Annotated in this window: 15 protein-coding genes; 6 read left to right on the top strand and 9 right to left on the bottom strand. The window is 70.6% G+C overall.

Annotated features, from left to right (window positions below; genetic code table 11):
* Positions 1-16: 16 nt before the first annotated feature.
* Positions 17-799, bottom strand: a complete 783-nt coding sequence (locus tag ACIBKX_RS18605; RefSeq protein ID WP_363275174.1) for an ATP-binding cassette domain-containing protein — start codon at positions 797-799, stop codon at positions 17-19.
* Between the two features lie 102 nt (positions 800-901).
* On the opposite strand from ACIBKX_RS18605, the gene ACIBKX_RS18600 reads away from it, so the two are divergent.
* The 4 genes from ACIBKX_RS18600 to ACIBKX_RS18585 all read left to right on the top strand — a co-directional run bounded on the left by ACIBKX_RS18600 (position 902) and on the right by ACIBKX_RS18585 (position 5,792).
* On the top strand, positions 902-1,543 hold the full coding sequence (locus ACIBKX_RS18600) for a TetR/AcrR family transcriptional regulator (protein WP_363275173.1): 642 nt from the start codon (positions 902-904) through the stop codon (positions 1,541-1,543).
* 159 nt (positions 1,544-1,702) lie between these two features.
* Positions 1,703-2,551 carry a 3-hydroxyacyl-CoA dehydrogenase family protein gene (locus ACIBKX_RS18595; RefSeq protein WP_363275172.1) on the top strand — a complete coding sequence of 283 codons (849 nt, stop codon included), beginning with the start codon at positions 1,703-1,705 and terminating at the stop codon, positions 2,549-2,551.
* Positions 2,552-2,714: 163 nt separating this feature from the next.
* The gene (locus ACIBKX_RS18590) at positions 2,715-3,038 is read left to right on the top strand and encodes an STAS domain-containing protein (protein WP_016643271.1); all 324 of its coding nucleotides are present in this window, start codon (positions 2,715-2,717) and stop codon (positions 3,036-3,038) included.
* Between the two features lie 225 nt (positions 3,039-3,263).
* Positions 3,264-5,792 (top strand): ATP-binding protein, encoded by a 2,529-nt coding sequence (locus ACIBKX_RS18585; protein ID WP_363275171.1) that lies wholly within the window; start codon positions 3,264-3,266, stop codon positions 5,790-5,792.
* 109 nt (positions 5,793-5,901) lie between these two features.
* On the opposite strand, the gene nucS is transcribed toward ACIBKX_RS18585, so the two are convergent.
* Positions 5,902-6,573 carry an endonuclease NucS gene (gene nucS / locus ACIBKX_RS18580; RefSeq protein ID WP_363275170.1) on the bottom strand — a complete coding sequence of 224 codons (672 nt, stop codon included), beginning with the start codon at positions 6,571-6,573 and terminating at the stop codon, positions 5,902-5,904.
* Between the two features lie 212 nt (positions 6,574-6,785).
* On the opposite strand from nucS, the gene ACIBKX_RS18575 reads away from it, so the two are divergent.
* Positions 6,786-7,178, top strand: a complete 393-nt coding sequence (locus tag ACIBKX_RS18575) for an SCO5389 family protein (RefSeq protein WP_266870828.1) — start codon at positions 6,786-6,788, stop codon at positions 7,176-7,178.
* Between the two features lie 71 nt (positions 7,179-7,249).
* On the opposite strand, the gene ACIBKX_RS18570 is transcribed toward ACIBKX_RS18575, so the two are convergent.
* Complete coding sequence (locus ACIBKX_RS18570; protein WP_363275169.1) at positions 7,250-8,302, bottom strand: LLM class flavin-dependent oxidoreductase; 1,053 nt, start codon at positions 8,300-8,302, stop codon at positions 7,250-7,252.
* A gap of 211 nt (positions 8,303-8,513) precedes the next feature.
* Here ACIBKX_RS18570 and ACIBKX_RS18565 point away from each other — a divergent pair, with 211 nt between their 5' ends.
* On the top strand, positions 8,514-8,846 hold the full coding sequence (locus ACIBKX_RS18565) for an ATP/GTP-binding protein (protein ID WP_363275168.1): 333 nt from the start codon (positions 8,514-8,516) through the stop codon (positions 8,844-8,846).
* A gap of 10 nt (positions 8,847-8,856) precedes the next feature.
* Here ACIBKX_RS18565 and ACIBKX_RS18560 read toward each other — a convergent pair whose 3' ends face one another.
* From ACIBKX_RS18560 to ACIBKX_RS18535, 6 genes are all read right to left on the bottom strand, one after another.
* Entirely contained in the window at positions 8,857-9,696 is an 840-nt protein-coding gene (locus ACIBKX_RS18560; protein WP_399375852.1) for an ABC transporter permease, read from the bottom strand.
* Between the two features lie 116 nt (positions 9,697-9,812).
* Complete coding sequence (locus ACIBKX_RS18555; RefSeq protein WP_363275167.1) at positions 9,813-10,994, bottom strand: ABC transporter ATP-binding protein; 1,182 nt, start codon at positions 10,992-10,994, stop codon at positions 9,813-9,815.
* Positions 10,995-11,103: 109 nt separating this feature from the next.
* The gene (locus ACIBKX_RS18550) at positions 11,104-11,889 is read right to left on the bottom strand and encodes a hypothetical protein (RefSeq protein ID WP_363275166.1); all 786 of its coding nucleotides are present in this window, start codon (positions 11,887-11,889) and stop codon (positions 11,104-11,106) included.
* A complete protein-coding gene (locus ACIBKX_RS18545) occupies positions 11,882-12,652 on the bottom strand; it encodes an ABC transporter permease (protein ID WP_363275165.1) in 771 nt (256 codons plus the stop codon). The genes ACIBKX_RS18550 and ACIBKX_RS18545 overlap by 8 nt, the downstream gene beginning before the upstream one ends.
* A 3-nt stretch (positions 12,653-12,655) precedes the next feature.
* Positions 12,656-13,654, bottom strand: a complete 999-nt coding sequence (locus ACIBKX_RS18540) for an ABC transporter ATP-binding protein (protein ID WP_363275164.1) — start codon at positions 13,652-13,654, stop codon at positions 12,656-12,658.
* Between the two features lie 121 nt (positions 13,655-13,775).
* The gene (locus ACIBKX_RS18535) at positions 13,776-14,711 is read right to left on the bottom strand and encodes a cellulose-binding protein (protein ID WP_363275163.1); all 936 of its coding nucleotides are present in this window, start codon (positions 14,709-14,711) and stop codon (positions 13,776-13,778) included.
* Between the last annotated feature and the right edge of the window lie 168 nt (positions 14,712-14,879).

Here is a 14,879-nt window from a genome sequence, read left to right as displayed (position 1 = left end):
CTGGGGTCCCGGGGTGTCAGACGGCGACCGGCGCCGTGTCCTTGGGGGCGATGTCCCGGCCGGTGATGGCGAGGAAGGTGTCCTGGAGCGTGGCGTCGATCGAGCCGCCGTAGCGGAGCTTGAGCGCGCTGGGCGTGCCCTCGGCGACCACGACGCCCTTGTCGACGACGACCAGTCGGTCGGAGAGCGCGTCGGCCTCGTCGAGGTAGTGCGTCGTGAGGACGACCGTCGTGCCGTGCTCGTCGCGAAGGCGTCGCACCAGCGCCCACAGGTCGGCCCGGCTGCCCGGATCGAGGCCGGTGGTCGGCTCGTCGAGGAAGAGCACGGCGGGCCGGTGGGTGAGCCCCATGGCGATGTCGAGCCGCCTGCGCTGGCCGCCGGAGAGCGCGGCGCAGGGGCGCTCCAGCAGCTCGGTCAGGCCGAGGTCGCGGGCCAGCTCGTCGGCGCGGGCGGCGGCCTGAGCCTTTGTCAGGCGGTAGAGCCGCCCCTGGGTGACCAGCTCCTCGCGTACGGAGATGTTGAGGTCGACGCCGCCGGACTGGGCGACGTAACCGATCTTCTCGCGGACGCCGGCGGGGTCCGTGGCCAGGTCGAATCCTGCGACGGTGGCGGCGCCGCCGGTGGGCGGCAGGAGCGTGGTCAGCATGCGCAGCGTCGTCGTCTTGCCCGCGCCGTTCGGCCCGAGGAAGCCGATGATCTCGCCGGGTTCGACGCGCAGGTCGATGCCGCGCACGGCCTCGACCGGGCCGCCCTTGGTCCGGAAGGTCCGGGCGAGCCCGGAGGTACTGATGATTGCCATGGCGACCACAAAAACAGAGTCGCTTAAATTTTGCAATGCCACCAAACTTTGCGGCGTCACCAATATTCCAGTCACCCAAGCCGATGGGCTTAGGGTGGGGTCATGGCTGAGGGGCTCAGGGAGCGGAAGAAGCGGCAGACGAAGCAGCGGATCTCGGACATCGCGACCGGGCTCTTCCTGAAGCACGGCTTCGTCACGGTGACGGTCGCGGAGGTCGCCGATGCCGCCGACGTCTCCGTGAACACGGTCTACAACTACTTCCCGGCCAAGGAGGACCTCTTCCTCGACCGCGGCGAGGCCGTCGTCGACCGGCTCTCCGGCTATGTGCGCGGCCGCCGCCCGGGGGAGTCCGCGGCCGCCGCCGTGCTGCGCGCACTGCGCTCGGACGTGGAGAGCGTCTCGCCCACCATCGGCCTCTTCGCGGGCTGGGCCGACTTCATGAAGGTCATCCACGAGGCCCACCCGCTGCGCGCCCGGCTCTGGGAGATCCAGCAGCAGGCGCTCGGCCACCTCGCGAAGACCATCGCCGACGAGGTGAAGGCCGCCGACGACGACCCCATGCCCGGCCTGATCGCGGGCCAGCTCTCCTGGGTCCACAGCACGCTCATGGCGTGGATCGGCGACGAGATGACCAAGTGCCGGGCGCCCGCCGAGGTCTCCCGCGACGCCCTCGTGCTGCTCGACGAGATGGAGGACCTGCTGAGCGAAAAGGTCCTCAACTACGCGGTACGGGACGCCGGATGAGCCGTATCGACGGGCGTACCAGTGTGATGTCCGTCATCTGAGACGTGACGCGCATCTCTTCACCGCCAACTCGGCGCTCACGACCGCTAATGTCCGGCGAACAGGCAAACGTAAACAGCGTGTAAGCCAGTCGTGATAAGCGGTAGGGGAGTCGGAACAGTGGCAGGGAAGCTCGCCGTCATCGGAGCCGGACTCATGGGGTCCGGCATCGCTCAGGTCTCCGCACAGGCGGGCTGGGACGTCGTCCTGCGCGACGTCACCGACGAGGCGCTGACCCGGGGCACCGACGGGATCAAGGCCTCGTACGACAAGTTCGTGAGCAAGGGCAAGCTGGCCGCCGAGGACGCCGAGGCGGCGCTCGGGCGGATCACGACGAGCACCGACATGGACGCGGTCGCGGACGCCGACATCGTCGTCGAGGCCGTCTTCGAGAAGCTCGAGGTCAAGCACGAGATCTTCCGTACGCTCGACAAGCTCGTCCGCGACGACGCGGTGCTCGCCTCCAACACCTCCGCCATCCCGATCACCAAGATCGCGGCCGTGACGGAGCGTCCGGAGCGGGTCGTCGGCGCGCACTTCTTCTCGCCGGTGCCGATGATGCAGCTCTGCGAGCTGGTCCGCGGCTACAAGACCAGCGACGAGACGCTCGCCCGCACCAGGGAGTTCGCCGAGTCCGTCGGCAAGACCTGCATCGTCGTCAACCGCGACGTGGCCGGCTTCGTGACGACCCGTCTGATCTCGGCGCTCGTCGTCGAGGCCGCCAAGCTGTACGAGTCGGGTGTCGCCACTGCCGAGGACATCGACATCGCCTGCAAGCTCGGCTTCGGGCACGCCATGGGACCGCTCGCGACCGCCGACCTGACGGGCGTCGACATCCTGCTGCACGCCACCAGCAACATCTACACGGAGTCCCAGGACGAGAAGTTCGCGCCGCCCGAGCTGATGCGCCGGATGGTTGACGCCGGTGACATCGGCCGCAAGAGCGGGCAGGGGTTCTACAAGCACTGACGTCTGCTCCCTCCCTTGCGGCCTCACCCCTCGGAGTGAATTCGGTATCGGTTCGCTTACAGACGGCAACTTCCTTGCCCAAGTGGCAGTCAGTTGCAGTGACATACGCAGACGCCTTACGGAACAGACGTCACAGGAAACTCAGCACTCTCGGGGAGCGCATATGCACATCAGGGGCGACCAGGCCCAGCTGGTCGTCGGGGGACGCCTCGACGTACGAAGCGCGGCGGACGCCCGAACGGTCCTGCACTCGGCCGTCGACGACGGAGCCGGCGACCTGGTGCTCGACCTGTCCGAACTCGACTCGTGGGACGCCACGGGACTCGGCGTGATCATGGGCGCGCACCGGCGCGCGGGACGGTGCGGACGCCGCCTCGTGCTGCGCGATGTACCGCCCCAGATGCAGCGCCTCCTCGTGGCCACCCGGCTGCACCGGATCCTCGCCATCGAAGGTGGCATCGGGGTCGAATCGCTTCCTCGCGTTTGATCCCGGCGATCCGGGTATGAAACACCCCTCGCGCACAATCCTCACGAGACTGTGACGTCTCGGACGGCGCGGTACCCCGCCCGTTCGTAGATACTGAGCCAAGGTCTAGGGTTCGGTCGCCACCGATGTGAGAACCCGAGCGGGGGCACCGGACCAGAAGCGACAGCGCAGTGTGCACAAGGCCGGAGGGGGCTGTGTACACCACGCATCTGGGGGGCTTTGACCATGGACCCGATGAACCGGGGACCGGAAGAGTACGGCCAAGACGGCATGAATGACGACGATTCGGCGCGCCGATCGCGGCCACCCCGCGATCCTCTGACTCCTGATTTCGGGCAGCCCGCACCCGCGCTCGCCCGCACTGTCCAGCTCATATCCGGCGATTTTCTGCTCACCGTGAACCCGGTCGACGGCAGCGAGATCGAACCCTGCCCGCCCGGCGAGCTGCCCGCACACCCCGCCAAGCGCACCGCCGCCGAGCGTGCCGAGCTGCGCCGCGCGTCGGCGCCGCCCGTGCCACCGGGTCCCGCACTGCCCCGGCTGCCGCTGCTCGAACGCCAGGAGGAGCGCGAGCGGCTCGTACGCCTCCTCGCACGCGGGCGCTCGGTCCGGCTCACCGGCCCCGCCGGCTCGGGGCGCACGGCGCTCCTGAACACCGTCGCCGAGGACTGCGCCGACCTCGCACCGGACGGCGTCGTCAGGCTCTCCGGCTACCACAAGAGCCCCGGCGACCTGCTCCAGGACCTCTTCGCCGCGGTCTACAACGCGCCGCTGCACCGCCCCGACCGCACCCTGCTGCTCGAACTCGTCCACGAGATCGGCGCGGTCGTCGTCCTCGACGACCTGGAGTTCGGCGGCTCGGGCCTGGAGGAACTGCTCGACGCGACACCCGAGTGCGCCTTCCTGATCGCCGCGACGCCCGACGTCGCGGCCCCGTCACCCGACTCGCACCTCGAAGAGGTCTTCCTCGGCGGCCTCGACCGCGGCGCGGGCCTCGCACTCCTCGAGCGCGGCGTCGGCCGCGTCCTCACCGACGACGAGGCGAGCTGGGCCGGCGACCTCTGGTTCGAGTCCGAGGGCCTCCCGCTGCGCTTCGTGCAGGCGGGCGCCCTGCTGCGCCAGCGCGACCAGCTGCGCGCCGACCCGCACGCCTTCGACGAATACGGCTATTACGAAGGGCCGGGGGCGGCCCCGGTCGACGCGCCCTTCGACTCCGACGGCCACGACGTCCCGCTGCCCTCGCTCGCCGACGGAGCGGCACCCGCCGCCCTGCTCGCGTCGCGGCTCAGCCCGTCGGCCCGCACCACCCTGCGGTTCGCCGTCGCGCTCGGCGGCGAGCTGCCGCACCAGGCGCATCTGCCCGCCCTCGTCGGCGACACCCACGCGGACGCGGCCCTCGCCGAGCTGGTCGCCACCGCCCTGGTCACGCCGGTCGGCGCGCACTACCGCCTCGCGGCCGGGGTGCGCACACAGCTGGAGATGTCCGGGTACGCCGACGACACGACCGAGCGCGCGCAGAGCGCCGCCCAGCACTACGCCTGGTGGGCCGGGCACCCCTCGGTCACCCCCGAGCGGGTCGCCGCCGAGGCGGACGCGGTGCTCGCGGCGCTCGGCGTCCTGGTCGGCGGGCGGCCGGAGCAGGCGTCCGGGTCCACCGGCGGCGAGCAGAGCGCCGCCGTGCTGCTCGCCCGCACCGTCGCGCCCGCCTTCGCCGCCGGACTGCACTGGGGCGCGTGGGAGCGTGCCCTGCGGTCGGGCCAGGAGGCGGCGCGCACCGCGGGAGAGGTCGCCGAAGAGGCGTACTTCCACCATGAGCTCGGCATCCTCGCGCTCTGCGGCGGCCACCTCGACCGGGCCCGTGCCGAACTCGAGGCCTCCATCGGTCTGCGCGGCGCCCTCGCCGACAAGCGCGGCATGATCGCGGGCCGCAGGGCGCTCGCCCTGGTCGCCGACCGCTCCGGCGGCGCGCTGCCCGGCGGACGCACGGCCGCGGGCGAGGAAGTGCCGGACGCGCGCTACGAGGAGTCGGCTTCGCCCCCCGGTGGCGTCCCGGCCGCGTTCTCGCTGCCGCAGCCGCCGCCTCCGGAGCCCGAGACGCTGGTGACCCGCAGGGCCACGCCGTCCCCGGGGGCCGGTGCGGCGCCCACCCGCCGCTCCATCGTCAGCGGCACCCGGCGCAACCTCGTGGCGGCGGGCGCGGGAGCCCTCCTCGCCGCGGTGCTCGGCACGGTGGTGACGCTCGGCGCGACCTCCGGCAACGACGATCCGCCGCCGGACAAGGTCAAGACGGAGCAGTCCGCGAGCGAGGACCGCGACGACGACGGCCTGACGGCGGACAAGCCGGCGAAGGACTCGACGAGCCGTCCCGGCGACACGGACCAGGGCGTGCCCAGCACGGAGGACGGCGGAGAGCCGAGCGACAGCGGGAAGCCGTCGGACGACCCCAGCGACAGCGGGAAGCCGTCGGACGACCCGAGCGACAGCGGTGAGCCGTCGGACGACCCGACGACGACCAAGCCGCCGACGACGAAGCCCCCGACCACGAAGCCGCCGACGACGAAGCCGCCGACCACGAAGCCGCCCACGACGAAGCCGCCGACGACGCCTCCGCCGACGACCACGGAGCCGGACCCGGATCCGCCGTCGTCGAACGCGCCGCCGTCGTCCCCGGACACCTCGGACTCGGCGAGCGGCCCGGCATCGAGCAGCGCGCCCGAGTCGCCGAGCGGTTCGAGCACGTCGACGGTGATCTGACACGGCGTACGGAAGCAACGGCGTACGGAAGTAACGGCGTACGGAAACGAGGAGGGCCGGGTCCACCAGGACCCGGCCCTCACGTACGTACCGTGCAACTCAAGGCAAGTCAGAACAGCCGCAGCTTGTCGTCCTCGATGCCCCGCATCGCGTCATAGTCGAGGACCGCGCAGCCGATGCCCCGGTCCGTGGCGAGCACGCGGGCCTGCGGCTTGATCTCCTGCGCGGCGAAGATGCCCTTGACCGGCGCGAGGTGCGGGTCGCGGTTGAGGAGTTCGAGGTAGCGGGTGAGCTGCTCGACGCCGTCGATCTCGCCGCGGCGCTTGATCTCCACGGCGACGGTCTGCCCGTCGGCGTCGCGGCAGAGGATGTCCACCGGGCCGATCGCGGTCATGTACTCGCGGCGGATCAGCGAATAGCCCTCGCCGAGGGTCTCGATCCGGTCGGCGAGCAGCTCCTGGAGATGGGCCTCCACACCGTCCTTGATGAGACCGGGATCGACGCCCAGTTCGTGCGCGGAGTCGTGCAGGATCTCCTCCATCGTGATGATGAGCTTCTCGCCCGCCTTGTTCACGACGGTCCAGACTCCGGCGTCGTCCCCTGATCCCTCCTTCAACGTGCAGGGCGGGGACATCCAGTTGAGGGGTTTGTAGGCCCGGTCGTCGGCGTGGATCGAGACACTGCCGTCGGCCTTCACAAGGATCAGGCGGGGGGCCGACGGGAGATGGGCGGTGAGCCTGCCCGCGTAATCCACGGAGCATCGGGCAATGACGAGACGCATGGGGCGCAACGCTACTCGACACGAGGTGGTGCGCGCGATTTCTCCGTCGATGAGGCTGTTCGATCCTGGCCGGTTATGTGCCCGATCTCCTGGTGCGGTGAGGTTGTGATGCTTACCGTATAAGCAGGAGGTCGTCATGCGTGCACGCTGCGTATGCGGGCTTCTTCCCTGTCCGTAAGCCCCCGCTCCCCGGGGGTGCGAGAGGAGAACCCATGTCGCTCGACGTCTCACCGGCGCTGTTGGAACAGGCCGAGCGAGGCGAGGTCGACGAAGCGGAATTCGTCGACTGCGTCCGGACCTCCCTGCCCTACGCATGGGAGATGATCAGCTCCCTGGTGGCCCAGCTGAAGGTGGACGGCGGAGAGTTCGCCGACAACCAGACGCCGCCGCCGGACGAGCAGGCGCGTGGCCAGCTGCTGCGCGCGCTCGCGAGTGACGCGATCCGTGGTGCCCTGCAACGACACTTCGGAGTGCGCCTGGCTTTCCAGAACTGCCACCGTGTGGCGGTGTTCCCGCTGGACGCGTCCGTGGATGACCGGCTGGCCCGATTCACCTCGATCCGGGGCCAGTTGCTCAACCAGTCGCCGGAACTGCGGGACTGCTGACGGTTGTTGCTGCCGCTCCGTACGCGGGAGGTGCTCTAGTACTGGAGCGGCAGCTCCCCGCCGTCAGCGGCTCAGCCGAGCTGGGGCAGCACTTCGGCGCCCAGCCTGCGGACGTTCTCCTCCGTCGTCGCGAGGTCTCCCGAGCCCTCGACGAGCAGCGCGAAGCGCGTGATGCCGGTGCGCTCCGACGTGGCCGCGATCCGGTCCGCGCACACCTGGGGCGTGCCCACCGGGTGGATCCCGCAGAGCAACTCCGTGTACGCGAGCGGATCCCGCATGGCCCGCACCCGGCCGTCGACCGTGACATGCGCGTCCAGGCCCTGCTTGAGCCAGCCCGGCATCGCCTTCTGCAGGGTCTCCGCCGCCTCCAGACGGCGGTCGGCGATCTGCGCGACCCCTGCCGAGACGTGCGCGGCCGCATGGACCTCCTCCGGCGTACGCCCCGAGGTGCGCGCGTGCCGCTGCCACAACGCCACCATTTCGGCCTTCTCCTCGTCGCCGACATGCATGCCGAGCAGCATCGGCAGACCGCGCTCCGCGGCGAGCCGCACGCTCGACGGCGAGGTGCACGCGACGATCACCTCGGGGCCCTCTACCGCCTCCGGGGCGTCGCCGTCCGTGCGGGGCAGAGCCTCCTGCGGGCGGGGCACCACGGCGACCTCGCGGAAGGCGAAGCGGCCCGCGTCGCTCGCGACCCGGGGCTCGCTCAGCCACCGCAGCAGCAGGTCGAGGGATTCCGGGAAGCCCTTCTCGTACGCGTCCAGACCCGAGCCGAAGACCTCCAGGTCCACCCACGGCCCGCCGCGCCCCACGCCCAGCGAGAAGCGCCCGCCGGACGTCAGATGCAGCAGCGCCGCCTGCTCGCCGAGCGCGACGGGATGCGCGGTCGGCAGGACGCTGACGGCCGTGCCGACGCGGATCCGTCGCGTACGCCCGAGAAGGAGCGCGGCGAGGGTCACGGCGGACGGACAGGTGCCGTACGGCACGAAATGGTGCTCGGCGAGCCAGACGGAGTCGAGACCCGCCTCCTCCGCCACCTCGGCCGACCGCACCGCACGGTGCAGTGCCTCCCCCTGTCCCTGTCCCGGGAACTGGGCGGCCAGAACAAAACTACCTACACGCATCGCACTCCTGCCTCCTTGGCGCCGACGCAGGTACTCCCCCTACGGGCAACAACGCGTGACACGTGCCAAAGGCACGGCCTGGCATGAAGATTGACGGATTTTCTGCGCAGCGCGCGGGGGCCGGGCGGGGGCCGGTGCAGGACGCCTACCCCTGGGCACGGCGCGTAGGCTGGACACACCCCTGACCCCCGTACATCCAGTGAGGTGTTCCGTGTCCCCGCGTCGCAACCGCCCCAAGGGCGCCGGAGCAGAAACGCCGCGTCCGGACGCGGAGCAGAGCGGCCGCTACGGCGGCTTCCAGCGAGCCGAGAGCTGGCAGGGCGAGGAGTGGAGCGTGCGCCACGTCGCGGGCGCGAGCGCGGCCGGCAAGACCTATCGCTGCCCCGGCTGCGACCAGGAGATCCCGTCCGGCATGGCCCATGTGGTGGCCTGGCCCGAGCACTCGGGCGTGGACGAGCGCAGGCACTGGCACAAGGCCTGCTGGAACGCGAAGGACCGCCGCACCTCACGGGTGCAGCGGTCCAGGAACGCGCCTCGGTACTAGCCGCCGGGGACTACACGTCGCGCTTCTCCAGGAGCGCGAAGGCGCCGACGATCGCGATCAGCGTCACGACGATCAGCAGCACCAGCTGAGAGTTCCCGTTGCCCGCGCCGGTGTCGATCTGGAAGATCTTGGCGAGCGAGTTGGGCGCGTTGTAGTCCATCATCTTCTCGCCGACCTTGCGGGTGCTCTCCGAGATCAGCAGGAACGCGGGCAGGATCGCGGGGACCAGGACCAGGCCGAGCATCGCGGTGATCGCGCCCGCCGAGTGGCGCAGCATGGAGCCGACCGCGAGGGCCAGGACGCCCAGGAGCGAGACGTAGAGCCCGCCCTTGAGGACCGTGCCGCCCCAGGCCACGTCGCCCGCCTCGGAGCCGCTGTGCATACCCGACGTCATCGCGCCGACCAGGAAGATGGCGACCGCCGAGACGATGAAGGCGATCACGAAGAAGACGATGATCTTCGCGGCGAGGACGCGGTAGCGCTGCGGGGACGCCGTGAACGTCGTACGGATCATGCCCGTGCCGTACTCGGACGAGGTCACAAGGACGCCCAGCGTGATCAGGCAGATCTGGCCGAGGACCAGGCCGAAGAAGGCCGGGATGGTGAACGGCACGTCCGCGTAGTCACCCGGCTGCGTCTGCGCGGCGACGAGCAGGCCGATGCCGATGACGAGCAGGAGGAAGACGCCGAGCGTCCACATCGTCGAGCGGACCGACTTGATCTTCGTCCACTCGGAGGCGAGCGCGTTGCCGAGGTGGGTCTTCTTGACCGGGATCGGCGAGGTGTAGGCGTTGTTCATCGCCTGCTGCCAGGCGGACGGCGGCGCGGGGGCCGCGGGCGGGGGAGCCATCGGGGCGCCCTGCATCGGAGCGCCCTGCATCGGGGCGCCGGCCTGTGCGTACGCCTGCTGGGGCTGCGGGGCCTGCTGGGGCTGCGCCTGCGGCTGCTGCGGAGTCGGAGGCGTGGTCATCGCGGTGCATCCTCGTTGTCGGTGGCGCGCTTGGTCATGTCGGGGGCGGCGGGGGCAGCCGCGGCGGGAGCCTGCGGCGCGGCGGCGTACGGGTTCGGCGTCCCGGACGCGTCCTGCGGCATCGCGAACGGCTGTCCGCCCTGCTGGGGCGGCGGCGGTGCGTACCAGCCCGGCTGGCCCTGGCCGGGCAGCGGCATCGGGGCCTGGCCCTGCGGCGGCATCCCCTGCTGCACCGGCTGCTGCAGGCCCGCGCGCTGGTCGGCCGTGGAGCGGTAGTCGACGGCGCCCTGCGTCATCCGCATGTACGCCTCCTCCAGCGAGGCCTGGTGCGGGGAGAGCTCCCACACCCGGACGTCCGCGCCGTGCGCGAGGTCGCTGATGCGGGGGAGCGGCAGGCCGGTCACCCGCAGGGCGCCGTCCTGCTCGGGCAGGACCTGGCCGCCGGCCTCGGTCAGCGCGGCCGTCAGCTTCTCGCGCTGCTGCTGATCGCCGTCCGGCGTCCGTACGCGGGCGAAGTCGGCGGAGTTGTGCGAGATGAAGTCCTTGACGCTCATGTCGGCGAGCAGCTGCCCGCGGCCGATCACGATGAGGTGCTCGGCGGTCAGCGCCATCTCGCTCATCAGGTGGGACGACACGAAGACCGTGCGCCCCTCCGCCGCGAGGGACTTCATCAGGTTGCGGACCCAGAGGATGCCCTCGGGGTCCAGGCCGTTGACCGGCTCGTCGAAGAGCAGCACCTGCGGGTCGCCGAGCAGCGCCGCCGCGATGCCGAGGCGCTGGCCCATGCCGAGCGAGAAGCCCTTGGAGCGCTTCTTCGCGACGTCCTGGAGACCCACGACGCCGAGCACCTCGTCGACCCGGCGGGCCGGGATGCCGGAGAGCTGCGCGAGGCAAAGCAGGTGGTTGCGGGCGTGCCGGCCGCCGTGCACCGCCTTGGCGTCGAGCAGCGCGCCGACCTGGCGGGGGGCGTTGGGCAGCTTGCGGTACGGGTAGCCGCCGATCGTCACCTGGCCCGTGGTGGGTTGGTCGAGCCCGAGGATCATGCGCATCGTCGTCGACTTGCCCGAGCCGTTGGGGCCCAGGAAGCCGGTGACGGTGCCGGGTCGCACCTGAAAGGAAAGGTTGTACACGGCTGTCTTGGCGCCGTAGCGCTTCGTCAGGCCGACTGCCTCGATCATTCTCCGCACCCATCGAATGGTTCAGGACGTCGGGGCACACGCCCCCGTAAGGGTTAGGAGGATATAGGTGGGCTGACGGTTCCAGCCAAGAGCAGGCAAAACCGTGGCCTCACGGAAACCCGGGCTGCGGGAGCGCCCAGCCCGCTTCGGCGATGGCCCGCGTGCCGCGCTCGCGCAGCGCCGGGTCCGCGGCGGCCCTGCGCACCCAGTCGGCGGGCCCGGGCCCGAGCAGCCTGCGCAGCACGGCCGAGCCCGCGACGAGCGAGGCGAGCAGCGCCGCCTGGTCGCCGCCGGGGCGGGGCCGGCCGGTCGCCGGGTCGGCGAGGACACCGTACGAACTGATGTAGACGTACGCGTCGTCGAGCCGCTCCCCGGACGGCAGCGTCATCGCGAAGTCGCCGCCCGGCAGCAGCGCCCGCCGGTAGTTGGGCAGCTCCGTCGCGTCGACCGCCCGCAGCTGGTCCTGATCCAGCCAGCTGACGACGAGGGAGGTTTCGGCCGCCGGATCGAGATACGGGGCCGCCGCCACGTACCCGGCGCGCCCGATGTGCGCCGAGCAGCCGACGGCGATGCCGCGCACGGTCACCGGCACCATCGGCACCGCCGACGGCAGACCGAGCCGGCCCAGCTTGTACGCGATCTGCGCCGGGGAGGCGTTCGAGCCGACGGCGACGACACGGGTGCGGTCGCCGGTGACGGCCTGGCCGAGCCCGTGCAGTGTCTCGTCCAGCGACCGCCCGCCGACCGGCCACCGGCCCACCGGCAGCCGCCGCACGCCGAGCGGGAGCAGCTCCTGGCCGGTGAGCAGGGCGGGGTGCGGGACGGGACGCCCCGGATAGGTCAGGGGCAGCAGGGCGGGCACTTGGTCGAGGCCCAAGGCGGTGAGGCTAGGCATCCCGCTTCTTAAGAAGCGCGTAGCCGCCGATCAGTACGACCACCACCCACGCCACCATGATCGCGAGGCCGCCCCACGGACCGTAGGGGGTGTCGTCGTCCAGCGGCGTCTTCACCTGCATGATCTTGCTTCCTGCCTGGTCGGGCAGGAAGCGGCCGATCTTCTTCGTGGCCGAGACGTTGCCGAGGATGCTGGAGATCAGGAAGAAGAACGGCATCAGGATGCCGAGGGAGAGCATCGGGCTGCGCAGCATCGTCGCGACGCCCATCGAGAACATCGCGATCAGCGCCATATAGAGCCCGCCGCCGATGACCGCCCGCAGCACTCCGGGGTCGCCGATCGCCGCCTTGTGCTCGCCGAGCATCGCCTGCCCCACGAAGAACGTGATGAAGCTCGTGACCAGACCCACCGCCAGGGAGAGCAGGGTGGCGACAGCGACCTTGCTGAACATGAACGTGCCGCGCTGCGGGACGGCCGAGAGCGAGGTGCGGATCATGCCGGTGCTGTACTCGTTCGACACGACGAGCACCCCGAAGACGATCATCGCGAGCTGGCCGAGGCTCATCCCGGCGAAGCTGGTGAACGTCGGGTCGAAGACCCTGCGGTCCTGGGCGTTGAGGCTGTCGTAGTCGTTCTTCGCGAGGATGCTGATCAACAGGCCGAGCCCGACCGTGACGACCAGGGCGAGGCCCAGCGTCCACACGGTCGACGCGACCGAGCGGATCTTGGTCCACTCCGACTTCAGGACCTGTGTCGCGGCCATCGATCAGGACCCCTTCTTCTGCTGCCAGCTCTCGCCCCAGCCCGCGGCCTGCTGCTGCGGTGGCGGCGGTGCGCCCGGCCCGCCCGGCCCCTGGTGGTCGGCGTGCGCGTGGTACTCCACCGACTCCGCGGTGAGCTGCATGAACGCCTCCTCCAGCGAGGCCTGCTGAGGGCTCAGTTCATGCAGCACGAGCTGATGCCGGGCGGCGAGTTCGCCGAGCTTCTCGGCGGGCGTCCCGTCGATCTCCAGCGAGCCGTTGCCCGCCTCGACGGCGGTGATGCCCTCCCGGTGCAGCACGTCGAGCAGCTGCTCGCGCTGCGGGGAACGCAGTCGGACGTACGACCGTGAGTTCTGCTGGATGAAGTCCGACATGGAGGTGTCGGCGAGGAGCCGGCCCTGGCCGATGACGACCAGATGGTCGGCGGTCAGCGCCATCTCGCTCATCAGGTGCGAGGAGACGAAGACCGTACGGCCCTGCGAGGCGAGGGACTTCATCAGGTTGCGGATCCAGTGGATGCCCTCGGGGTCGAGCCCGTTGACCGGCTCGTCGAACATCAGGATCTCGGGGTCGCCGAGCAGCGCGCCCGCGATGCCGAGCCGCTGGCCCATGCCGAGCGAGAAGCCTTTGGCCTTCTTCCTGGCGACCTGGGTCAGCCCGACGGTGTCCAGGACCTCGTGGACGCGGGCGCGCGGGATGCCGTTGCTCTGCGCGAGGCAGAGGAGGTGGTTGAAGGCGCTGCGCCCGCCGTGCATGGCCTTGGCGTCGAGCAGGGCGCCGATGTACTTCAGCGGGTCCTTCAGCTGCGCGTAGTGCTTGCCGTCGATGCGGACGGCTCCCGCCGACGGGTTGTCGAGCCCGAGCAGCATCCGCATGGTCGTGGACTTGCCGGCGCCGTTGGGGCCGAGGAAGCCGGTGACGATGCCCGGGTGCACGGTGAAGGTCAGATTGTTGACGGCGACCTTCTCGCCGTACCGCTTGGTCAGCCCCTCGAGCTCGATCATGCGCTAACGCTAAAACGGGGCAAAGCCCCCTGCCACTTAGGAGCGGCAGGGGGCTTTGCCCCGTAAGGGGCGCGGGGAGCTGCGCGACCAGCCACAGCGGACGCGCAGCTCCCCCGCAACCTCAGCGGGTCTGCTGCGCAGGCACCCCACGAGAAATCGGCTCGTCCTCCGCGGGCGTACCCGCGGCGGCGACAGCCGCACCGGTAAGCGTCGCCAGCATCTCCCGCACATTGGTGAGCTGAGCGTTGATGGAGTCACGCCGATTCGTGAGCGCCGCAAGCTCCCGCTCGGATTCCGAGCGGATCCGGTCGGCCTTGGCGTTCGCATCCGCGACGATGTCCTCGGCCTGACGCTGAGCCGTCTCCACCGTCTGGCGAGCGCGACGCTCGGCGTCCGTACGGAGCTTCTCGGCCTCAAGGCGAAGCTGCTCCGCCCGGTGCTCGATCTCCGCGAGCCGCTTCTCCGCCTTCGCCTGACGCGAGGCCAGATCACGCTCGGACTGCTCGCGGCGCTTGGCGAGGTTCGTCTCGAAGTCGGCGGCGGCCTGCGCGGCCTTCGCGCGGGTCTCCTCGAAGAGGGCGTCCGCCTCCTCGCGCTTGGACTGCGCGTCCTTCTGCGCCTCGGTGCGCAGCGCACCGGCCTCGCCCTTGGCCTTCTCGACGATCCGGACGCCCTCGTCCTCCGCCTTGGCCTTGCGCTCGGCGGCGAACGCCTCCGCGTCGTTGCGCACCTGCTGGGCCGCCGACTCCGCGAGCTCGCGGTGCTGCTCGGCCGCGCGACGGGCCTCCTCGCGCAGGTCCTTCGCCTCCTCCTCGGCGAGGCGGAGGATCTTCTCGACGCGCGCACCGAGACCGGCGTACGACGGCTCGGCGTCGGCTACCTGGGCCTGGGCGTTCTGCGTCTCGAGGTGCAGTTCCTCGATGCGCTTTTCCAGAGCAGTGATACGAGCAAGAGCGCTGTCACGGTCGGAGACGAGCTTGGAGATACGTTCGTCCACCTGAGCGCGGTCGTACCCACGCCGCACAAGCTCGAAGCCGTAGGGGGAAGTGTCGCTCATGGGGTTCCTGTCGAATGAGACCGGTGAGGTGATAGAGGGAATCCTAGGGGTCCAAGCGGCGTGTCATCGAGCAGATGCCCGTTTGATCTGGAGAATGACACCCCTTTTGAGTGGCTAACCGCCAGAGCACTTGCCAGTGACAGTGCCGAAGGTCCTTTCAAAGCACGG

It is taken from the genome of Streptomyces sp. NPDC050658 (assembly GCF_044457025.1).
In the GTDB taxonomy this organism is placed as follows: Bacteria; Actinomycetota; Actinomycetes; order Streptomycetales; family Streptomycetaceae; genus Streptomyces.
The sequence above is the reverse complement of the archived record's forward strand: the minus strand, read 5'-3'. Positions and strand labels throughout refer to the sequence as shown.